Below are 21,363 nucleotides of genomic sequence, written 5' to 3'. Positions count from 1 at the left end.
TTCAGAGCCAGTGGCGCTTTCGGAACACCACCAGAAGGGACCCTCCGGGCGCGGCTCGGTCAGTTGTCGTCGCCGCTGTCGCCTCCATCGCCGCCGCCGCTGCCTCCGTTCCCGGCGCCGCCTTCGTTCACGTTGCCGCCGCCCTCGCCGCTGCCGGTATCCGGGGTCGGCGTGCGCGGGCCGGAGCTCGCGCGGATCGTGACGGTCGCGCCGGCGGTGGTGCGCCCCGCGCCGGGGTCCTGAAGCGCCACGAGCCCCGCCGCGACGTCGGACTCCACGGGGTCGCCGACCTGTACGACGAATCCCGCGGCCTGGAGCCGGCTCTGGGCGTCGGCGACGCTCATCCCCGTGACGTCGGGCACCGTCGCCTGCGAGGTCTTCGTCAGCTGCGCGTCCGGGCTCGGGAAGTCGGTGCCGGGGTAGGCGGCGTTCGCGGCGGCCTGCACCGCCCTGCCGATGCGGTATCGGACGTCCGACAGCCGCGTGCCCTCGTGCCAGGTGTTGAACACGTCGCCGAAGCCCTCGACGTTGCCCGCCCACGTCGCCGTCGTCACGGCGGTGCTCGACTCGATCATCCAGGTCTGCCACGCCTCGTGGGTTCCGGTCTTGCCGAGGAGCGGTGTGCCGTCGCCGGGGTTGCCCGCGGTTCCCGTTCCGCCCGACGACATCACCGACTGCAGCGCGTAGGCGGCGGTCGCCGCGACACCGGGATCGAGCGCCTGGGTGCACGTGCTCTCGGGCTTCGCGATCTCGGTGCCCGCAGCATCCGTCACCCGATCGATGACCCGCGGCCGGCAGAACGTGCCGCCGTTCGCGACGCTGGCGTAGGCGGCGCGGCCATCGCGATCGGCGACACCGCCGCCGTGCCGATGATCGAGCCGAGGTCCTGCATCGAGATCGGCGTGCCGTCGGTCTGCGTGACCCCGAGCCGGGCCGCCACGTCCTGGATGTTGCACAGGTCGAGCTTCTCCGCCATGGCGAAGTAGCCCGTGTTCAGCGACGAGGCCGTGAACTGCAGCGGCGTGCCGACGCGTCCGGCCGCCTTGCCGAAGTTGTTCACGAGGGTGTTCGACGTGTTGTCCCAGTCGCCGTCACACGAGTTGGCGAGGTGGTCGAACACCCGCAGCCGGCCGTCGAGCGTCTCGTTCACCGAGTGGCCCTGCTCGAGCCAGTCGAGCAGGGTGAACAGCTTGAACGTCGAGCCGGCACTGAAGCCCGTCGAGCCGCCGATCGCGAGGTCTCCCGCGAAGACGAGCGACGAGTATTCCGGATCGTCGTCGACGGCGGCGTCCTCGCTGTAGGTCGTGTTCTGCGCGATCGCGAGGATCCGCCCCGTCGATGCCTCCATGCTCACGGTCGTGGAACCGAACCGTCCCGTCGAGTAGCCGCTCGACTCGGGCATGTCGGCGGAGGACGGCGCATACCGCGTCATGGCCTCCTCGGCGGCCGACTGCACGCGCGAGTCGAGGGTCGTGTAGACGTTCAGACCGCCGCGCTGGAGGGTCTGCCATCGGTCCGTCGCCGTCTCGCCGAACGCCGCGTCGTCGAGGATCACGTCCTTCACGTACTCGCAGAAGTACGCCGCGCCACCCGCGGCGGCGCAGCCGGTCACCGTGGGGGTGACCGTCGGGGTGATGGGCTCGATCGCGGCGGCGACGTACTGGTCGCGCGTGATCTTCCCGTCGTCGAGCATGCGGCTGAGGACGTAGAGCTGCCTGCCCTTGGTCGCGGTGTAGCCGTCGGCGGCTGCGAGGTGCTGCTCCTGCGTGATCGAGCCGTCGGCGAGCAGCGTGTCGAGTGCCGACAGCTGCGCGCCCTGTGCGTCGTCGACGGAGCCATCGGGTGCCTTGTTGAGCGCCGTCCCGTCGGAGGTCGTGATCGAGCCCGCGGGGCGGTCGATCCGGTAGCTGTTCGGGTTCTGCACCATGCCGGCGAGGGTCGCCGCCTGTCCGAGCGTCAGGTTCGCGGCGGTCGTGCCGAAGTAGTAGCGCGCCGCCGCCTCGACGCCGTACGTAGTGCCGCCGAAGTTGGCGATGTTGAGGTAGCCGAGCAGGATCTCGTCCTTGGAGTACGTCTGCTCGAGTGCGACGGCGTAACGCATCTCCTGCAGCTTGCGCTCGATGCCCGCCGTTCCGGCCGACGTGGTCGCCTCCGCCCAGCAGTCGTACTTCGCCTCCTGCGTCTTCGCCGTCGCCTCGCATTGCTGCACGAGGACGTTCTTGACGTACTGCTGGCTGATGGTCGATCCGCCCTGGGTCTCTCCGCCGCCCTCGAGGTTCGACAGCACGGCACGGGTCGTGCCGATGATGTCGACGCCGCCGTGGTCGTAGTAGCGCGGGTCCTCGCTCGACAGGATCGCGTCGTACATGACCGGTGAGATCTGGTCGTGGGTCACGGGCGTGCGGTCCTGCTCGAGGAACTGCGCCATCAGCACGGCCTCGCCGGTTTCGGGGTCGGTCGCGTAGAAGTTGCTCGGCACCATCAGCTGGTCGATCTCGAGCGTGGCGGGGAGGCTGTCGAACAGGGTGATCGCCTGCGACGCCGCGGCGCCGGTGAGGGCGACCGCCGGCGTGACCGTCGCGGCGACGAGGACTCCGGCAAGGGCGCTGAGGCCGAGCAGACCGGCGAGACCGCCGAGGCTCGCCCGTCGTCGGGATTCGGGCATGGGCCCGAGCGTAGGAATCGGGGCTGGGCGGTTCTGGTGACGAGGCTATGCGCCAGGTGGATGCCGCCGCGGCGCCTACGGCCTCCACCCGGCCCCGTGGCCGGAGCGGTGCGCGGGGATCGACGTTGTCGGCGGCGGTGGCTAGCCTGCCCGCATGACCATCGACCAGGATCTGCTCGACTGGCTGCTCGACTCCGACCCTGCGCTGCGCTGGCAGGTGCAGCGGGATCTCGCCTCGGCTCCGCCCGAGGTCTGGGAGGCGACGCGGGCGCGTGTGGCGACCAAGGGGTTCGGTGCCCGGCTCCTCGCGGAACAGGATGCCGACGGACAATGGGCCGGCGGCGCCTTCTTCCCGGCCGGGTTCTTCGGCAGCGCCGCGGCGGACGAGCCCGGTCAGCCCTGGGTGGCGACGACCTGGGTGCTGAAGGACCTCCGCGAGTGGGGCGTCGACGCGGCCGTGCTCGACGGGACCGCCGGCAGGATCGCCGCGAACAGCCGGTGGGAATACGACGACTTGCCCTACTGGGGCGGCGAGGTGGATGTCTGCATCAACTCGTACACGCTGGCGAGCGGCGCGTGGCTCGGCGCCGACGTCTCACGCCTCGTGGCGTGGTTCCCCGAGCATCGCCTCGCCGACGGCGGCTGGAACTGCGAGGCCGAAGAAGGCGACTCGGTGCGCTCCTCGTTCCATTCGACGCTCAACGCGGCACGCGGCATCCTCGCGTACGAGCGGATCACCGGCGACACGAGCATGCGCGACGCCCGCCGCGGCGGCGAGGAGTACCTCCTCTCGCGGCATCTCATGAACCGCGCGACGACCGGCGAGGTGGTCGGCGACTTCGTCACCCGTTTCGTCTACCCGAACCGGCATCGCTACAGCGCGCTGGCCGCGCTCGACCACTTCCGCGACGTCGCGCTGCTCGAGGGCACCCCGCCCGATCCCCGTCTCGCCGACGCGATCGAGGTCGTGCGCGCCGCCCGGCAGCCGGACGGCACCTGGCTGCAGACCACCCCGCTGCCCGGGCGCACCTGGTTCGACGTCGATGTCGGCGAGGGCGAGCCGTCGCGCTGGCTCACGCTGATCGGCACCCGGGTGCTGGATTGGTGGGATGCTGCGCCCTGACGTGCGTCTTCCGCCATCGGCGAACGCGGGCCGTGGCGGCCGGCACGGGTCGACACTGGTCTCGTGGACGACCATGAGGCGCTCGACGCCTACTCCTCGACGGTCATGCGCGTCGCGCAGATCGTGCTGCCCTCCGTCGCCGCGGTGACCGTGCGGACGAGGCAGGGCGCCGGTGCGGGGAGCGCGTCGGTCATCACCTCGGACGGGCACCTGCTCACGAGCGCACACGTCGTCGAGGGTGCGATCGGGGTGGAGGTCGCGTTTCCGGACGGCTCCGTGGCCGCAGCATCCGTCATCGGCGCTGATCCGCTGTCGGACCTGGCGGTGCTGCGCGCGGACGTCGAGACGCCGCCGCCGCTGACGATGGGCGATGCTTCGGGACTCGGGGTCGGGCAGCTCGTCGTCGCGCTGGGCAACCCGCGCGGGTTCTCGGGCAGCGTGACCGCGGGCATCGTGTCGGCGCTCGGCCGCTCGCTGCCCACGCGGTCGGGGCGGGTGATCGACGAGGTCATCCAGACGGACGCCGCGCTCAACCCGGGCAACAGCGGCGGCGTGCTCGCCGACAGCGCCGGCCGCATGATCGGGGTGAACACCGCCGTGGCCGGCATCGGCCTGGGTCTCGCGGTCCCGATCAACACGACGACGCGCGAGATCATCGACGCTCTTCGGACCCACGGCCGTGTGCGCCGGGCGTGGCTGGGCATCGCGGGCTCGACGGTGCCGCTCGGTCCCGACGTGGCGGCGAAGGCCGGGTCGAAGGTCGGGATGCAGGTGGTCTCCGTCGTGCCCAGCAGTCCGGCCGCCGTGGCCGGCGCGCGCGTCGGCGACATCGTCCTCTCGCTCGACGGCGTCACGATCGCCGACCCGACGGCGCTGCAGAGGCGCATGGTCGAAGGCGCGATCGGCCGTCGCATGGAGATGACGGTCTGGCGCAACGGCGCCCTCGTCGATGTCGTGGTGCTGCCGGAGGAACTGCGGGTGCGCTGACCGCACGTGGATCTACGCTGTGACTGTCGCCGAAGGAAGGAGTCGCCGTGTCCGCGTATGACGAGCACTTCTCTCAGGCCCACGTTCCGGGGCCGGGTGAGTCGAGCATCCCCGAGCTCGAAGTCGACGAGACGATCCCGCCGCGCCCCGAGGAGGAGGTCGCGGACGTCGCGCGGGCAGAGCCGGACGTCGCAGACCACGGCCGCCACCCCGCGCCGGGCGGCAGGAGCGGTGAGCAGAGCATCGTGCGGATGTGGCGCGGAGTGATCCGTACCGAGGACCGCGACGACTACGTCGAGTACGTCGAGCGGACCGGGATCGAGGAGTATCGCGCGATTCCCGGGAATCAGGACGCGTGGACCCTGACACGCGAACTCCCCGACGGCCTGACCGAGATCCTGACGGTCTCGCGATGGGACAGCTGGGAGAGCATCCGAGGATTCGCCGGCGAAGACATCGACAGGGCGGTGTACTACCCGGAGGACGACCGGTTCCTGGTGGAGCGAGACGACGCCGTGCGGCACTACGTTCAGCGCAGCTGACACGTCACGGCAGGTATGCCGGCCACCGGCGGCTGCGTCACGGCAGCTCCGGCCGAGCCGCCCGGAACAGTATGAGGTTCTCGCGGTTCGCACGCGCTCCCAGGATGGCGGGCAGCCTCGCGAGCTCGACGAAGCCGAAGCCGGCGTGCAGCCGCAATGAGGCCGCGTTGTCCTCGTCCGTGAAGTAGTAGACCGCGGCTGGGCCTGGAAGTGCGTCTTGCCGGCGCCGACGATCACTCCGCCGATGACGGCGACCGCCACGAAGCGGTCTGCCGAGTCCTCCAGCACCGTGCCGTCCCAGGCTGACCGCCCGCATGCGGCGTGTACGGCGTTGATCCCAGCGAGATCACCGGGCATCGCTCGCCGGATCGTCATGGCGTCGAGCGTACTTGCGCGAGCGCCACCGGCGTGAGATCGACGACCCCCACCTACCCCTCGAGCACCACCAGCCGCTCGGTCGCTCGCGTCATCGCCACGTAACGGTCGACCGCGCCCTCGATCCCCTCGCCGAACGTCGACGGCTCGACGAGCACGACGAGGTCGAACTCGAGCCCTTTCGCGAGCTCCGGGGTCAGCGACCGCACCCGCTCCTGCGGTGCGAACGAGGGATCGCCGATGACGCACGCCACGCCCTCGGCGTGCGCCTCGAGCCAGTCCGCCAGCACGGCGTCGCGCTCCGACACCGGGGCGTGCCGCACCGGCACCCCGATCGACCGGATCGACGTCGGCACGTTCGCGTCGGGGATCGCCGCGCGGATCACCGGCTCGGCCTCGGCCATCACCTCGCTGGGTGTGCGGTAATTGAGGGTCAGCGACGACACCCCCACCCCGGTCAGGCCCGCGTGCTCCAGCCGCTCCTGCCACGACTCGTGGAACCCATGCCGTGCCTGCGCTCGGTCGCCGACCACCGTGAAGCTGCGCGACGGACAGCGGGCCAGCAGCATCCGCCATTCCGCATCGGTGAGCTCCTGCGCCTCGTCGACGATCACGTGCGCGAACGGCCCCGCGAGCAGGTCGGGGTCCACCGCGTCGAGCACCGACTCGTCGACCAGGCTGTTGCGCAGGTCGTCGCCGTCCAGCCACTGCATCATCTCGTCACCGGCCTCCTTGAGCCGGTCGACCACCTGCGCCATGTACTCCCGCTCCTGCGCGAGCCTCGCCTCGCGCTCGCGCCGACGCCGCGACGCCCCAGGATCGCCCAGCCGGCGCCGGGCGGCGTCGAGCACCGGGAGGTCCGCGGTGGTCCAGGCCGAGGCATCCGTTCGCTGCAGCGCCTCGATCTCATGCGGTCGGAGCCACGGCGCGCAGCGGCGCAGATACGCGGGGACGCTCCACAGATCCGAGACGAGAACGGATGCCTCGACCAGCGGCCACGCACGGGCGAAGGTGCGCGTCAGGTCCTCGTTGCGGGCCAGCGCGCGTCGCAGCTGGTGCAGCGGCACCGCTTCGCCGTCGACCTGGTCGGTGAGGATGTCGAGCACGGTCTCCCACACCTGGTCGCGCGCCTCGTTGTGGGGCAGACCCGCCTCCGCGGAGGCGAACGCCTCGGCCCAGCCCTGCGGATCGAGCCACAGCTCCGCCCACGGTGTCTCGACGAGGAGCCCTTCGGCGGGTGGCTCTTCGTACAGCCGCACCGCGGGCTCGATCGCGTCGACCATGCGGGCGTCGGCCTTCAGACGCGCCACGACGGGATCGGTCTCGGGTCCGGCGGCCGGCCCCTCGGCCACGAGGTCGCGCAGAGTGCACGTCTGCACGCTCTCTTCGCCGAGGCTCGGGAGCACGTCCTCGACGTAGGAGAGGTAGGCGGGGCTCGGGCCGACGAACAGCACGCCGCCGCGCCCCCCCGCCGAGGTGCGGGTCGGAGTAGACGAGGTAGGCCGCGCGGTGCAGCGCCACCACCGTCTTGCCGGTGCCCGGGCCGCCGTCGACGACGAGGGCGCCGCGCGAGCCGGCGCGGATGATGGCGTCCTGGTCGGCCTGGATCGTGCCCAGCACGTCGCGCATCCGTGGTGAGCGGCTGGCGCCGAGGCTCGCGATGAACGCGGACTGGTCGTCGAGCGCCGCGTGGTGATCGAGCCCCGCGGCGGTGAAGACCTCATCCCAGTAGTCGGTGACGCGCCCGCCGGTCCAGCGATAGCGGCGGCGGCTCACGAGGCCGGAGGGGTGGGCGTGCGTCGCGGCGAAGAACGGCTCGGCGGCGGGCGTCCGCCAGTCCACGAGCAGGCGGCGGCCCGCAGCATCCGTCAGTCCGAAGCGGCCGATGTAGACGGGCTCGGAGTCGTCGGGAACCATGCGGCCGAGGCACGCGTCGATCGAGAAGCGCCGGAGCACCCGCAGCCGCGCAGAGACGCGGTGGATCTCGATGTCGCGCTCGACGCCCGCCTGGCCATGACCGCCAGGGCGGCGGCGCAGCTCGTCGAGGCGCCCCTCGAGGCCCGCGATCGAGCTGTCGAGGGTGTCGGCGATCGCGGCGAAGTGCTCTTCGTCGCCGCCGATCAGCGCAGGGTCGGATTTGGCGGCGAGGCGTTCGGGGAGGCGGAATGCGGTGACGACGGCTGGGGGAGAGGACGGGTTCGGATCACTGATCGGAAAGGTGTTCACGGCATCGGCTCCTGGCGGCTGCGCGACGCGGGCTGAGGCGGAGGAATGGGGCGGAGGAGGGCGGGGGCGCGTCGCGACCGACCAGCATGCGCCCCCGAGGGGCCCTTGCCGCAAGGCCCCCACCCCCGGATATCCTGGGAGCGGCAGGAAGTTGGCGTCTCTGCGTGCGCGGGCCCCGCCGTGATCTCCGGGTGGCGAAACACCTCGCCGCGATGTCACCCGGTGTTCGCCTCCCGATCGTTGTCAGCCGTCGAGGCTCGCCCCTAGGATGCGAACCAGGCGCATGCTCTGCAGCCGGTCCTGGGGGGATCCGAACGACGAGCCGAAGCCTGGGTCGCCGCCTGCAGTCCTGTCCTCCCTGTCGCCGATCCTGCGTGGGTGTGCCGCCCGGCCGGACCACCTCCCTCGTCCTTCCGGCCTCGGCGCGACGACAGGAGCACGACATGACCGACGGCCATCGCGAATCGATCGTGGGGGCTCCGCTTCCCCCCGCGCGGACGCTTCCCTTCCCGCCGAAGCCCTCGGGCAGCTACGCGGGGCGCACGCTCGCCGAATCGACCTATTCGCCGCTGCCGCCGGAGCGCCACCTCAACGAGGACGCGCCCAACGTGCTCGTCATCCTCATCGACGACGCCGGTCCGGCTCTCCCCGCACCCCTGGGCGGCAGGGTGAACACCCCGACGCTCGAGCGCATCCGCGAGGGCGGCATCGGCTACAACCGCTTCCACACCACGGCCATGTGCTCACCGACCCGCGCGGCGCTGCTCACCGGGCGCAACCACCACCGCGTGGGTGCCGGTCAGATCGCCGAGCTCGCGGCCGACTGGGACGGATACTCGGGGCACATCCCCAAGAGCAGCGCCACGATGGCGGAGGTGCTGCGCAACTACGGCTACTCCACGGCCGCCTGGGGCAAGTGGCACAACACTCCCGCAGAGGAGACGACCAAGGCCGGCCCGTACGACAACTGGCCGACCGGGAACGGCTTCGAGTACTTCTACGGCTTCCTCGCGGGCGAGGCGTCGCAGTACGAGCCCAACCTCGTCCGCAACACCACGTCCGTGCTGCCGCCGAAGTCGCCGGAGGAGGGCTATCACCTCAGCGAGGACATCGCCGACGACGCCATCGCGTGGTTGCGCGATCACAAGGCGCTCGCCCCCGACAAGCCCTTCTTCATGTATTGGGCCACCGGCGCGATCCACGGCCCGCACCACATCATGAAGGAGTGGGCCGACAAGTATGCCGGTGTGTTCGACGACGGCTGGGACGCCTACCGCGAGGACGCGCTGGCCGGCGCGAAGTCGGCCGGCTGGGTTCCCGAGGACGCCGTGCTCACGCCGCGGCCAGAGTCGCTGCAGGGCTGGGATGACGTCCCCGATCACCAGAAGCCGTTCCAGGCGCGCCTCATGGAGGTGTGCGCCGGATTCGGCGAGCACGCCGACGTGCAGGCCGGCCGCCTCGTCGACGAGCTCGAGCGACTCGGCTACATCGACGACACGATCGTCATCTACATCTGGGGCGACAACGGCTCCTCGGGAGAAGGGCAGAACGGCACGATCAGCGAGCTGCTCGCCCAGAACATGATCCCGACCACGGTCGATCAGCACATCGCGGCACTCGAGGAGCTCGGCGGCCTCGACGCGCTCGGCACCCCGGCGACCGACAACCAGTACCACGCGGCGTGGGCCTGGGCGGGGTCGTCGCCGTACCAGGGCATGAAGCTCATGGCCTCGCACCTCGGGGGCACGCGCAACCCGATGTTCATCCAGTGGCCGGGGCGCATCGAGCACGACCCGGTTCCTCGCACCCAGTTCCACCATGTGATCGACCTGGCGCCCACGATCTACGAGATCCTCGGCATCACGCATCCCGACACCGTCAACGGTGTGCCGCAGGATCCCATCGACGGCACGAGCTTCGCCTACTCGATCGACGACAAGTCCGCCGACGGCAGGCACCGGGTGCAGTATTTCGAGATCATGGCCAGCCGGTCGATCTACGAGGACGGCTGGCTCGCGTCGACGACGGGGCCTCGCCTCCCCTGGGTGCCCGGTGTTCCACCTGGGATCCAGACGTGGACGCCCGACCACGACACCTGGGAGCTGTACAACCTCGACGAGGACTGGAGCCAGGCACACGACGTCGCGGAGCAGCATCCCGAGAAGCTCGCGGGCCTCAAGGAGCTGTTCGCGATCGAGGCGGCGAAGAACAAGGTGCTCCCCGTCGGCGGCGGTCTCTGGATCGCGCCGTTGCACCCCGAGCTGCGCATCGCGCCGCCCTACACCGAGTGGGAGCTCTCGGGCGACACGTTCCGCGTGCCCGAGTTCTGCGCCCCGGCTCTCGGCAACAAGCCGAACGTCGTGACGATCGAGGTGAAGGTCGGGGAGAAGGCCGATGGCGTGCTCTACAAGCTCGGCGGCGCGGGGGGCGGGCTCACGGCGTTCGTCGTCGACGGTGTCCTGACGTACGAGTACAACCTGTTCCTCGTGCAGCGGACGACCGTCGCGGCGTCCGAGCCCCTCTCCCCGGGCGACCACACGATCGAGATCGAGACCTCGTACCTCGAGCTGCGACCGGGCGGACCCCTGAGCGTGGTGCTGCGCGTCGACGGAGCAGAGGTCGCATCGGGCACCGTGCCGGTCAGCGCTCCGCTGCTGTTCTCGGCGAACGACTGCCTCGACGTCGGGCGCGCGTACGGCGGCGCCGTCTCGCGGGCGTACGCCGACAAGATGCCGTTCGCGTTCGACGGCGAGATCACCCGCGTGCACATCGCGTACAAGGTGCCCGCTCAGGCCTAGCGACACCCGCACCGAGGCCGCCGGAGGTGCCCGTGGGCGCCGCCGGCGGCCTCTCGGGTATTTTTGAACCTGGTTCAGCCGTCCTGGACCGGATCCATGCGCCGTGACGGGAGACGACGACGATGCCGGACTCGCACCCCGCGCACGCGCTTGCCCGCGTCGTGATCGTCGGCGACGGCCGGATCGGACGCGCGATGGCCTCGGCACTCCGGGAAGCGGGCGTCGACGTGCACGGCCCCCTCGGCCGCGCCGCGACGGGCGACACCGCCGACGTCGTGCTCCTTGCGGTGCCGGATGCCGAGATCGCCGCCGCGGCGTCCCACGTCGCACCCGGCCGTCTGGTGGGCCACTTCTCGGGCGCGACGACGCTCGAGTCGCTCGCACCGCATGAGGCACTCGGCATCCATCCCCTCACCACCGTGACGGGCGACACCTCGTTCGCAGGCGTTCCGGCGGCTGTCGCCGGATCGACCGACCGTGCGCTCGCGACCGCGCACCTGCTCGCCGAGGCACTCGGCATGACGCCGTTCGACGTGTCCGATGCCGACCGGCCCGCGTACCACGCGGCGGCGTCGATCGCATCGAACTTCCTCGTGACGCTCGAGTCGTTCGCCGAAGAGCTGGCCGCCACGGCGGGGGTCCCGCGCGAGGCCCTCGGACCGCTGGTGCGAGCGACCGTCGCGAACTGGCAGGCGAGCGGTGCCGCGGCACTCACCGGGCCCATCGCCCGTGGCGACGAGGAGACCGTCGCCCGTCAGCGCGCCGCCGTCGCCGAGCGCCTGCCTGAGCGCACCGACCTCTTCGATGCCCTGGTCGCCGCGACGCGGGACCTCCACGCGCGCCAGGAGGTGGCACCGTGATCGTCGCCCGCACCGTCGCCGACCTCCGCGCCGTGCTGCGAGAGCGCAGCGGCAGCATAGGCCTGGTCCCCACGATGGGCGCCCTCCACGAGGGCCACGCGACGCTCCTGCGCTCCGCGCGCAAGACCGACGACACCGTCGTCATGACGATCTTCGTCAACCCGGCGCAGTTCAACGAGCCGTCCGACCTCGCCGCCTACCCCCGCACCGAGGAGGCCGACCTCGCGCTCGCCGCGTCGGAGGGGGTCGACGTCGTGTTCGCGCCGGACGCCGGCGAGGTCTACCCGGCCGGCTTCGCGACCACCGTGAGCGTCACCGGCCCCCTCGCCGAGACCCTCGAGGGCGCCGAGCGCGGCCGCGCGCACTTCGACGGCGTCGCCACCGTGGTGACGAAGCTGCTGCTCGCGGCGCTCCCCGACCACGCTTACTTCGGTGCGAAGGACGCGCAGCAGGTCGCCGTCATCCGCCGCTTCGTGGCCGATCTCGGCATCCCGGTCACGATCGTCGTGTGCCCCACCTCACGCGACACCGACGGCCTCGCCCGCTCCAGCCGCAACATCCGTCTCTCGCCCGAAGAGCGCGCGCAGGCCCTCGCCATCCCGCATGCGCTCCAGGAGGTGACGGATGCTGCGGCCTCCGGCATCGCCGACACCGAGGCGCTGCGCGCCCGAGCACTGGCGACGCTCGAGGCGTCCGGCATCCATCCCGAGTATGTGGCGTTCGTCGACCCGATCACGTTCGCGCCCGTCACCGCGGTCGCCCGACCCGTACTCGTCGCGATCGCGGCCCGCGTCGGACGCACGCGGCTCATCGACAACACCGTCCTAGGAGGTGCGTGATGCGCGCACAGGTCACCCTGCAGCGACTCGCCGAGATGAAGTCCCGCCGTGAGCCGATCGTGATGGTCACGGCCTACGACTACCCGACCGCCCGCACCGCGGAGCAGGCCGAGGTCGACATGGTGCTCGTCGGCGACTCCGGAGCCCAGGTGGTGCTCGGACACGACTCCACCGTCTCGGTCACGGTGGAGGAGATGCTCGTGCTCGCGGGCGCGGTGCGCCGCGGCGTGCGTTCGGCGTTCGTGGTCGCGGACCTGCCGTTCGGGTCGACGGAGGTGTCGGACGCACAAGCGGTCGAGACCGCGATCCGGTTCGTCAAGGAGGCGGGCGCCGACGCCGTCAAACTCGAGGGCGGGGGAGAGGCGCGGCTGAGCCGCATCCGCGCGATCGCCGAAGCCGGCATCCCCATCGTCGCCCACGTGGGCCTCACGCCGCAGACCGCGGTGGCGCTCGGCGGCCTCCGCGCCCAGGGGCGCACCGCGGAGTCGGCCGCGCGCGTCGTGCGCGAAGCCCTCGCCGTGCAGGACGCCGGGGCGAGCGTGCTCGTCATCGAAGCCGTGCCGGCCGATGTGGCGGCGGTGGTGCTGCCGGCGCTCGAGATCCCGGTGATCGGCATCGGCGCCGGCCCGGCCGACGGTCAGGTGCTCGTGATCCACGACCTGCTCGGCATCACCGAGGGCAAGACCGCCGCGTTCGTCAAGCGCTACGGCGCCATCGGCCCCGACATGGTGGCCGGCGTCGCCGCCTATGCGCGCGAGGTCCGGGGCGGGGTCTTCCCCGGCCCCGAGCACGGCTACTCGGCGACAGAGGTCGCGATCGAAGCCGCCCGCGCGGCGCTCGACGGGCGCGACTGAGGACGGATGCTGCCGCCGCGCCACGCGCACGGCTCATCGTGGGGCGGGTCCGGTGGACTCGCGCCAGATGACGCGGTGGAGCTGCTGCGGCTCGGCCGGAGCGGGCTCGCTGCGCAGTGCCGAGATGAGCCGGGTCATCGCCCGTGAGCCCAGACCCTCGAGGTCGATCTCGACGGTGGTGAGCGCCGGGCTCAGCAGCCGGCCCAGCGGCTGGTCGTCCCAGCCGCTCACGCTGAGGTCGCCCGGCACCCGCAGCCCGCGGTCGAGCGCGGCGCGGATCACGCCGGCCGCGACGAGGTCGTTGGCCGCCACCACGGCGGTGGGGCCCCCGCGGTCGGGGAGGGACCGCACGGCGGCCATGCCGGCCTCGGCCGACCAGTCGCCTTCGACGACCTCATACGACTCGAGCCCGAGCCGGTCGAGCGTGGCGAGATACGTGTCGCGGCGGGCGCGGGCCGAGGCGAACTGCAGGTCTCCGGTGACGTGGACGAAGCTGCGGTGGCCGAGGGCGGCGAGCCCTTCGATGACCTCGACGAGCGCCGAGGCATCGGCCAGTTCGCCGATGCCGCGCATCTCGTCGTCGAAGTCGGCCGACGCGACGATCAGCGTGCCGCTCGACGCCTGCAGGTCGAGCGAGGCGAGAACGGGCGCGAACGACACGATGCCGTCGACCTGTCCGGAGTCCGCAAGTTCGGCGACCCGCTCGGTGCGCTCGGCGGCACCGCCCTCGAGGGCGAGCACCTCGACCGCGTACCCGGCCCGGTGCGCCGCGGCGCTCGCGCCGGCGAGCATGCGCGCCGGGCTGTACGCGAGGGTGGGTACGACCACGGCGAGCCGGCCGGTCTGACGCGTGCGCATCGAGCGTGCGACGAGGTTCGGGCGGTAGTTCAGCTGCTCGACCGCGGCCTGCACCCGCGCCTTGGTGGCGGGCTTCAGGCCGTCGGGTGCGCGGAAGTAGCGCGACACCGTCTGGTGCGAGACCTCGGCCAGGTGGGCGACCTCCATGATCGTGGGCCGGCGGTGCGATGCGGTGTCGGTCACGGCGCCTCCTTCCGACGTCCATGTTGACACAGATTGTGAACCTTCACTATTCTCACTTCTCAACGAAGTGATCGATCACTAAGTGAAGGTTCACTTGCGTCTTCCCGACACCTCGACCGCATTCCGAAAGGACGATGATGTTCACACGCAGGAAGAAGGCCGCCGCCGGCGCGGTGGCCGCCGTGGCCGCGTTCGGCCTGGCACTGACCGGCTGCTCCGGTTCGGCGCCCGCCGGCGAGACCGCCCCCACGTACGATCCCGACGAAAAGGTGACTCTCGACTTCGCCTTCTGGGGCAACGACGTGCGTGCCGAGATGTACAACGAGGTGCTCGAGGCGTTCCACGAGGAGCACCCCAACATCACGGTGAACACATCGTTCCTCGGCTTCCCCGAGTACTGGGAGAAGCGGCAGACCGAAGCGGCGGGCGGCGGGCTCCCCGACGTGATGCAGACCGACATCAACTACCTCCGCCAGTACGCCGAGAACGGCCTGTTCCTCGACCTGACGCCGTACCTCGGCTCGCTCATCGACACCGAGCCCCTGTCCGAGAACGTGCTCCAGATCGGCGAGATCGACGGCGTCACCACCGGGATCACGATCTCGACGAACGCTTGGAGCATGTATCAGAACAGCGTGCTGCTCGAGGAGATCGGCGTCGAGCCGTTCGAAGAGGGCGACTGGCAGGACTACCACGACTGGATGGCGGAGGTCACCGACGCCGCGAAGGCCAAGGGCGTCGAGGTCTGGGGAGGCGCCGACTACACCGGGCGGATCCAGAGCTTCGAGATCCAGCAGCGCGCCAAGGGCAAGGATCTCTTCACCGAGGACGGCGAGGTGAACTTCACCGAAGACGAGCTGCGCGCGTACTGGAAGTCCGGGCAGGAGCTGCGCGACGGCGTCGTCATCCCGCAGCAGCGCCTCGAGGAGACGATGCCGATGACCGGTTTCGACACCGCGCAGCAGACGAGCGAGATGACGTGGGACAGCTTCGGCGTGAGCTACCTCGCCAACCTGGGCGAGCCGTACACCGAGCTGCAGATCACGGCCCCGCCGGTGACCGAGAAGGGCGCCAAGGACCTCTACAAGAAGGCGGGCATGCTGCTGTCGGCCTCCGCAGGAACCGACCACCCCGAGGCCGCAGCCATCCTCATCGACTTCCTCGTCAACGACCCGGTGACCGGCGAGGTGTTCGGCACCAACCGCGGGTTCCCCGCGTCCGAGACCGCGATGTCGGGCGCGAGTCTCGACGGCATCAACCAGCAGATCGCGGACTACGAGGCATCGGTCGCCGATCGCCTGGGAGACGCGCCGCCGGTGCCCGTCACGGGCTACGGCACCATCGAAGACAAGTTCCGCCAGATCGGCATCGAGCTGAACTTCGGAACGATCACCGTGGATGAGGCCGTCGACCAGTTCTTCACCGAGATGGACATCGTCCTCTCCCAGTGATCCGCACTCGACAGGCGCGGTTCGACTTGTCCCGGGCCGCGCCTGTCGTCCTCCCCTCCTCTGCACAGAAGGACGACACATCATGTCCGCACCCCGCCCGCCCTTCCGCGTCGGCATCATCGGCACCGGCGGCATCGCCCACGCCCACGCCGAAGCCCTCACCGCCCTCGCCCCCCGTGTCGCGATCGCCGGAGTGGTCGACCTGGACCCCGCGCGTGCGAACGCCTTCGCCGAGAGGTTCGGCGTCGACCGCGTCTACTCCGACGCCGCCGAGCTGTTCGCGAACGAGACGCTCGACCTCGTGCACGTCTGCACGCCGCCGCAGACGCACACACCGCTCGCCATCGAGGCGATGCGCGCCGGCGTGCCGTCGCTCGTCGAGAAGCCCACGGCGCTCACGCTCGCGGAGGTCGACGAGCTCGCAGCGGTGCAGGCCGAGACCGGAGTGCCCGTCCTCACCGTGTTCCAGCACCGGTTCGGCGCCGCCGCCCGGCACCTCCAGGCCCTGGTCGGCGGCGGTGAGCTCGGCCGACCGCTCGTGGCCACGTGCGAGACGCTCTGGTACCGCCCCGACGAGTACTTCGACATGCCGTGGCGCGGGCGATGGGACGTCGAGGGCGGCGGTCCGACCATGGGGCACGGCATCCATCAATTCGATCTGCTGTTCGCGATCTTCGGAGAATGGTCGCAGGTGAGCGCGTACGCCGCGCGGCAGCTGCGACCCACCGACACGGAAGACGTCTCGATGGCGATCGTGCGCTTCGGCAACGGAGCGCTTGCGACGGTCGTGAACTCGCTCGTCTCGCCTCACGAGACGTCGCGGCTGCGCTTCGACTTCGAGTACGCGTCCGTCGAGGTGCGCCACCTGTACGGGTACACGAGCGAGGACTGGACGTTCACTCCCGCGCCCGGCCACGAGCACCTCTCGGCCCGCTGGGCCGAGGGGCTCGACAGCGGCGCGACCAGCGGCCACCTCGACCAGGTGCGCGCCATCCTCGATGCTCTCGAGGCAGGCGAGGCTCCCGGCGTCGACCTCGCCGAGGCGCGGCGCACGCTCGAGTTCGCCGCCGCCACGTATGCGTCGGCGTTCCGGGGCGTCGCGATCGACGCGGGGGAGCTCGTCGGCGACGACCCCTTCGTCCGGTCGATGAGCGGCGGCATCGTTCCGTGGGCGGCCGTCAAGGCGGTGCTCGCATGAGGGCGCTCCGCCTCACGCACCAGCTCGGCTCGTCCGTCACCGTCCACGACGGCGATGTCGACCTCTTCACCTACGTGTACCAGCCGACGACGGTGCCGCTGGAGTCGCCGAAGCCGTACCTGCACCCCATCCGCACGCGCCACGGCGACGTCGTGAGCCTGTTCCGTCCGCACGACCACGTGTGGCACAAGGGCATCGCCTGGGCCCTGCCGGTCGTGAACGACGAGAACTTCTGGGGCGGGCCGACGTACGTCCACGGGCAGTTCTACGTGCAGCTGCCGAACAACGGCGTACAGCAGCACGAGGGTGCGCTCGAGCTCGACGGGGGTGACCGCGCCACGGTCTCGCACGCGCTGCGGTGGATCACCGAGACGGGGGACGTGCTGTTCACCGAGCGGCGCGAACTGACCGCCGAGATCGTGTCGGACGAGGCCTGGGCCCTCACCTTCGACACGCGGCTCACGAACGTGTCGGGAGCCCCTATCGCCATCGGGTCGCCCACGACCAAGGGCCGCGAGAACGCCGGCTACGGAGGGCTGTTCTGGCGCGGACCCCGCTCCTTCACGGACGGGACCCTGGTCGCGCCCGGAGCCACAGGCGCCGGCGACGACGTGCGCGGTGCGCGCTTCGAGTGGATGGGCTTCGTCGGCCGCCACGACGACGTCGACGCGACGTCGCTCGTGCTCATGCTCGACGACGCCGCGAACCCGCACCACCCGCCGCAGTGGTTCGCGCGCTCCGAGGAGTTCGCCGCGCTGAACCCCGCGCCCTTCTTCAGCGAGGAGGTCGTCGTGGCCCCGGGTGAGACGGTGCGGTTCCGCTATGCCGTGGGCATCGCGGACGGGGGAGCGGATGCTGCCGAGCCGCTCGCAGACGTGCTGCGAGGCATCCTTCAGCCGGTCGTAGTCTGAGCCCTGAGGGAGAGGAGCTTTCGTGACCGACACCGCGCCCACCTTCCCCGGCGCCACCTCCGTGACCCTGCTCGACGTCTACGACGACGCCGCGCCCGACGGGCTGCGCGGCGGCAGCCCACATCTGCACCTCGCGTCGACCGAGTGCTACGTCGTCATCGGCGGTCGCGGCGAGCTCCACACGCTGGATCCGGCCGGAGCGCGCGAGACCGCGCTGGGCAAAGGATCGGTGGTGTGGTTCACCCCCGGCACGATCCACCGCGCGGTGAACCACGGCGACCTCGAGGTGCTCGTGATCATGGGCAACGCCGGCCTGCCTGAAGCGGGTGACGCGGTGATGACGTTCCCTGCCGACATCGTCGCCGACCCCGCCCGCTACGCCGCGGCGGCCGCTCTGCCGCCCGGACCCCTCGGAGCACGGGCCGAGGCGGCGGCCCGCCGACGCGATCTCGCGGTCGAGGGATTCCTCGTCCTCCGCGACGCTGCGAGGGCAGGCGACTTCGGGCCGTTGCAGGAGTTCCACGCCGCTGCCGCACGGCTGGTGCGGGAGCGCGCGGCGGACTGGTCGGGCATCGTCGAGCGAGGTCCCGCGGTGCAGGCCGCGCACAGCCTCGACATCGTCCGGGCGCTCGCTGCCGGCGACGCCGGGCACCTCTCCGCGGCGGTGGTGTCGCAGGCTCCGTCGCTCGTGGGCGAACGCGGTTTCGGCATGTGCGGACGGCTTCGCGCGTACGACGTGAGCGACGCACCCGCCACCCGCTGACCTTTGGGGGAGACGACGGGGACGGCAGCGGCTTCGGCACGGTCGGCCCCGCCCGACGGCCGACCTGGGTCGTCACACGGCAGCCCGGCCCCTGATGCCCTCGGTACCCTGAGGCGACCCATCTCGCACCGAAGGGAGTCCGGGCCATGGCAGGCTGGCGCATCCGCGACTATCACGCCGACGACGTCGACGGCATCCTGCGTCTCTGGGAGCAGGTGACCGCCGAGGGCGTGGATCCGGTCTACAGCCTCTCCGAGGTGCTCGCGTCGTGCGCGAAGGACCATGCCGTGGTCGCGGTCGTCGGCGAGCAGGTGGTCGGTGCCGCGATCGGCCGCGCCGCGCACGCGCAGGGGTGGGTGGTGTTCCTCGCCACCGCCTCGCATGTACGCGGCATGGGCATCGGCTCGTCGCTCCTCGCCGCGCTCGAGGCGCGGATGGCGCCGCAGGGCATCTCCAAGCTGTCCGCGCTCATGCCCGCTGCCGAGACGAAGATGGGCGCGTTCCTGCACCAGGGGTTCGCGCTCAAGCAGGACCTCCACTACTTCGAGCGGCACATCCCCGTCCAGCGCGAGGAGCTCAAGCGCCTCGCCGAGCTCGGGGGACGCGTGCTGCCCCGGGGCCTGTGGGACGCCGTGGGCGGCATGAACACCGAGAAGGAGCTGCTCGAGCGACGGGTCGTGCTGCCGCTGGCGCAGTCCGAGCTCGCCGAGCGCTTCGGCGTGGTGCCGCCGCGCGCGATCGTGCTGTTCGGCCCACCCGGCACCGGCAAGACGACGTTCGCCAAGGCGATCGCGTCCCGCCTGGAGTGGTCGTTCGTCGAGGTGTTCCCGTCCCGCCTCGCGGCGCACCCCGGCGGCCTCGCCGGCGCGCTGCGCGAGACGTTCGCCACCATCGCGGAACTCGAGCACGCCGTGGTCTTCATCGACGAGGTCGAGGAGATCGCGTCGCACCGCCAGGGCGAGCCGCCGTCGCCGACGCAGGGCGTCACGAACGAGCTCCTCAAGATCATCCCCGCCTTCCGCGAGCAGCCCGGACGCCTCCTCATCTGCGCGACGAACTTCATCAGATCGCTGGATGCCGCGTTCCTCCGGCACGGTCGCTTCGACTACGTCATCCCGATCGGCCTCCCCGATCAGCAGGCGCGCGACGCGATCTGGCGCCGCTACATCCCGGAGGCCGCGGTCGGGATCGACGTGCACGAGCTGGTCGCGATGACCGACGGCTTCTCGCCGGCCGACATCGAGTTCGCCGCGCGCAAGGCGTCGCAGTCCGCTCTCGAGAACGCCGTGGACTCGGGTGCAGACGAGCCCGAGGGCCCGTTCATGGACGACTACACCGCGGCCATCGCCGGCACGCGCGCCACGGTGTCGGCGCAGGTCGCCGCCGACTTCCTCGAGGACATCGAGACCGTCGGCCGCCTGTAGGGAATCGATCAATCTGCTGAGAGTGCGGCGGCCACGGCGCCGAACGGGCGGAACGGCTGCGGCCTCGCCCTAGGCTGGTTCGCACAAGGGGAGTACTCCCGCCTGCGGCACGCTCGTCACTACGGATCCAGCGCCGGATCCCGGGCTGCCGGCCCTTCGGGGCGGAGGAGACCTTGGCGTTCTTCGTCACGCCACGTCTCCCACCCGGAAGGAAACCCCATGAGCTCGCTCAACCGTCTCTTCGGCCTCGCCGCCAAGGCCCTCGACTCGTCCGGCTCGTCGAACGGCAAGCCCGGCGGCGGCACGGACTGGCGCTCGATGGTGCGCGATGTCGCCGGTGCCGTCACCGGCGATCAGCGCCCCGCGGCTGCACCGCCCGCGAGCGCCCCGTGGCCGCCGGCGCCCGTCGCCTCCGCGGCGGCTGCGCCGGTCGGCCTCACACCGCCCCCGGCGTCGAGCGCGCCCGGCGCGACCACGGCCTCCGGCAGCGCGCCCGCGACCGCCGCCGACCGCGCGGCGATCGCCCGCTACGAGTATCTGCTGCAGACGTCCGACCCGCACCAGGTCGAGGCCATCCACCGTGAGGCGTTCGCGCGGCTCACGCCCGAGCAGCGGGCGCAGGTCCAGGCGGGCATGCGCTCCGAGCTGCGTCCCGGCGAGCAGCCGCGCTCTGCCGAAGCGCCCGACCTGGCGCGCGCGGCGGCCCGCACGGAGGCGATGCGTCCCGGCGCGATGGCCGGTCTCCTCGCGCGCGTCGGCCGCCGCGGTCGCGGCGCCTCCGCGGGCGGGGGAATGGCGCGCAACGCCGCCCTCGTGGGCGTCGGCGGCATGCTCGGTGCGGTCGCCGGCGCGGCCGTGGTCAGCACCGTCGCCGTCCCGCTCCTGGCACAAGCCGCCACCATGGGCGTCGACTTCGACGCGATCGCCGGAAGCCTCGACCTCGAGGCGATCGCGGGCGGCGTCGACCTCGGAGGCGCCGGCGACCTCGTCTCCGGCGCGTCCGAGCAGCTCGCCGGCGCCGGCGAGGCCGTCACGGGCCTGGGCGAGCAGCTCTCGAACTTCGAGCTCCCCGGCCTCGGCGACCTCTTCCGCTGACCCGGCTCTTTCCACTACTCGTCGCGAGACTTCGTGCGGGCGCCGAGACTTCACGCTCGTGATGCGCTCTCGGCGCTCCAATGAAGTCTCGCGAAACAGGGAGAGCGAAACCCTGAGGGGGACGGATGCTGCGGGGCGCAGCATCCGTCATCCCCATCGACGAGACCCCCTGCCGGGCGGCAGGGGGTCTCGCGGGTCACACGACGTGAGG

General features: G+C 71.4%; 16 protein-coding genes and 1 pseudogene. 13 read left to right on the top strand and 4 right to left on the bottom strand.

Annotated elements, in window-relative coordinates; translation table 11 throughout:
• Positions 1 to 59: 59 nt before the first annotated feature.
• Together ACFQ7C_RS01520 and ACFQ7C_RS01515 are read right to left on the bottom strand one after the other, a co-directional pair.
• Positions 60 to 773: a PASTA domain-containing protein gene (locus ACFQ7C_RS01520; RefSeq protein WP_378896985.1), complete on the bottom strand. Its 714-nt coding sequence runs from the start codon at positions 771 to 773 to the stop codon at positions 60 to 62.
• A complete protein-coding gene (locus tag ACFQ7C_RS01515) occupies positions 770 to 2,665 on the bottom strand; it encodes a transglycosylase domain-containing protein (RefSeq protein ID WP_378896982.1) in 1,896 nt (631 codons plus the stop codon). The genes ACFQ7C_RS01520 and ACFQ7C_RS01515 overlap by 4 nt, the downstream gene beginning before the upstream one ends.
• A gap of 154 nt (positions 2,666 to 2,819) precedes the next feature.
• Between ACFQ7C_RS01515 and ACFQ7C_RS01510 the strand changes: the two genes are divergently transcribed.
• The 3 genes from ACFQ7C_RS01510 to ACFQ7C_RS01500 all read left to right on the top strand — a co-directional run bounded on the left by ACFQ7C_RS01510 (position 2,820) and on the right by ACFQ7C_RS01500 (position 5,317).
• Positions 2,820 to 3,788 carry a squalene cyclase gene (locus ACFQ7C_RS01510; RefSeq protein ID WP_378896979.1) on the top strand — a complete coding sequence of 323 codons (969 nt, stop codon included), beginning with the start codon at positions 2,820 to 2,822 and terminating at the stop codon, positions 3,786 to 3,788.
• A gap of 63 nt (positions 3,789 to 3,851) precedes the next feature.
• The gene (locus ACFQ7C_RS01505) at positions 3,852 to 4,775 is read left to right on the top strand and encodes a S1C family serine protease (RefSeq protein ID WP_378896974.1); all 924 of its coding nucleotides are present in this window, start codon (positions 3,852 to 3,854) and stop codon (positions 4,773 to 4,775) included.
• Positions 4,776 to 4,822: 47 nt separating this feature from the next.
• Complete coding sequence (locus tag ACFQ7C_RS01500; protein ID WP_378896972.1) at positions 4,823 to 5,317, top strand: hypothetical protein; 495 nt, start codon at positions 4,823 to 4,825, stop codon at positions 5,315 to 5,317.
• A 428-nt stretch (positions 5,318 to 5,745) separates the two neighbouring features.
• Here ACFQ7C_RS01500 and helR read toward each other — a convergent pair.
• Positions 5,746 to 7,903: pseudogene (gene helR, locus ACFQ7C_RS01495) on the bottom strand (RNA polymerase recycling motor ATPase HelR).
• A 458-nt stretch (positions 7,904 to 8,361) separates the two neighbouring features.
• Here helR and ACFQ7C_RS01490 point away from each other — a divergent pair.
• The 4 genes from ACFQ7C_RS01490 (at position 8,362) to panB (ending at position 13,269) form a co-directional block, all read left to right on the top strand.
• Complete coding sequence (locus tag ACFQ7C_RS01490; RefSeq protein ID WP_378896969.1) at positions 8,362 to 10,716, top strand: arylsulfatase; 2,355 nt, start codon at positions 8,362 to 8,364, stop codon at positions 10,714 to 10,716.
• A 122-nt stretch (positions 10,717 to 10,838) separates the two neighbouring features.
• Positions 10,839 to 11,576 carry a DUF2520 domain-containing protein gene (locus ACFQ7C_RS01485; protein WP_378896967.1) on the top strand — a complete coding sequence of 246 codons (738 nt, stop codon included), beginning with the start codon at positions 10,839 to 10,841 and terminating at the stop codon, positions 11,574 to 11,576.
• Complete coding sequence (gene panC / locus ACFQ7C_RS01480; protein WP_378896965.1) at positions 11,573 to 12,415, top strand: pantoate--beta-alanine ligase; 843 nt, start codon at positions 11,573 to 11,575, stop codon at positions 12,413 to 12,415. Before ACFQ7C_RS01485 ends, panC begins: the two co-directional genes overlap by 4 nt.
• On the top strand, positions 12,415 to 13,269 hold the full coding sequence (gene panB / locus ACFQ7C_RS01475) for a 3-methyl-2-oxobutanoate hydroxymethyltransferase (protein WP_378896962.1): 855 nt from the start codon (positions 12,415 to 12,417) through the stop codon (positions 13,267 to 13,269). Before panC ends, panB begins: the two co-directional genes overlap by 1 nt.
• A 33-nt stretch (positions 13,270 to 13,302) precedes the next feature.
• Here the strand turns inward: panB and ACFQ7C_RS01470 are convergent, their stop codons facing one another.
• Positions 13,303 to 14,310, bottom strand: coding sequence for a LacI family DNA-binding transcriptional regulator (locus ACFQ7C_RS01470; RefSeq protein ID WP_378896960.1), 1,008 nt, complete (start codon positions 14,308 to 14,310; stop codon positions 13,303 to 13,305).
• A 137-nt stretch (positions 14,311 to 14,447) separates the two neighbouring features.
• Between ACFQ7C_RS01470 and ACFQ7C_RS01465 the strand changes: the two genes are divergently transcribed.
• The 6 genes from ACFQ7C_RS01465 (at position 14,448) to ACFQ7C_RS01440 (ending at position 21,152) form a co-directional block, all read left to right on the top strand.
• Entirely contained in the window at positions 14,448 to 15,761 is a 1,314-nt protein-coding gene (locus ACFQ7C_RS01465) for an ABC transporter substrate-binding protein (RefSeq protein WP_378896957.1), read from the top strand.
• Between the two features lie 82 nt (positions 15,762 to 15,843).
• Positions 15,844 to 16,959: a Gfo/Idh/MocA family protein gene (locus ACFQ7C_RS01460; RefSeq protein WP_378896954.1), complete on the top strand. Its 1,116-nt coding sequence runs from the start codon at positions 15,844 to 15,846 to the stop codon at positions 16,957 to 16,959.
• Complete coding sequence (locus tag ACFQ7C_RS01455) at positions 16,956 to 17,870, top strand: PmoA family protein (RefSeq protein WP_378896952.1); 915 nt, start codon at positions 16,956 to 16,958, stop codon at positions 17,868 to 17,870. The genes ACFQ7C_RS01460 and ACFQ7C_RS01455 overlap by 4 nt, the downstream gene beginning before the upstream one ends.
• 22 nt (positions 17,871 to 17,892) lie before the next feature.
• The gene (locus tag ACFQ7C_RS01450) at positions 17,893 to 18,633 is read left to right on the top strand and encodes a cupin domain-containing protein (protein WP_378896949.1); all 741 of its coding nucleotides are present in this window, start codon (positions 17,893 to 17,895) and stop codon (positions 18,631 to 18,633) included.
• Between the two features lie 146 nt (positions 18,634 to 18,779).
• Positions 18,780 to 20,057: an ATP-binding protein gene (locus ACFQ7C_RS01445; protein ID WP_378896947.1), complete on the top strand. Its 1,278-nt coding sequence runs from the start codon at positions 18,780 to 18,782 to the stop codon at positions 20,055 to 20,057.
• A 219-nt stretch (positions 20,058 to 20,276) separates the two neighbouring features.
• Positions 20,277 to 21,152 carry a cation-transporting ATPase gene (locus ACFQ7C_RS01440; RefSeq protein WP_378896944.1) on the top strand — a complete coding sequence of 292 codons (876 nt, stop codon included), beginning with the start codon at positions 20,277 to 20,279 and terminating at the stop codon, positions 21,150 to 21,152.
• Positions 21,153 to 21,363 lie beyond the last annotated feature (211 nt).

The organism is Microbacterium sp. NPDC056569 (assembly GCF_042793475.1).
Taxonomy (GTDB): domain Bacteria; phylum Actinomycetota; class Actinomycetes; order Actinomycetales; family Microbacteriaceae; genus Microbacterium.
Note: the sequence above shows the minus strand (reverse complement) of the source record. Positions and strands in the feature narration are given on the sequence as shown.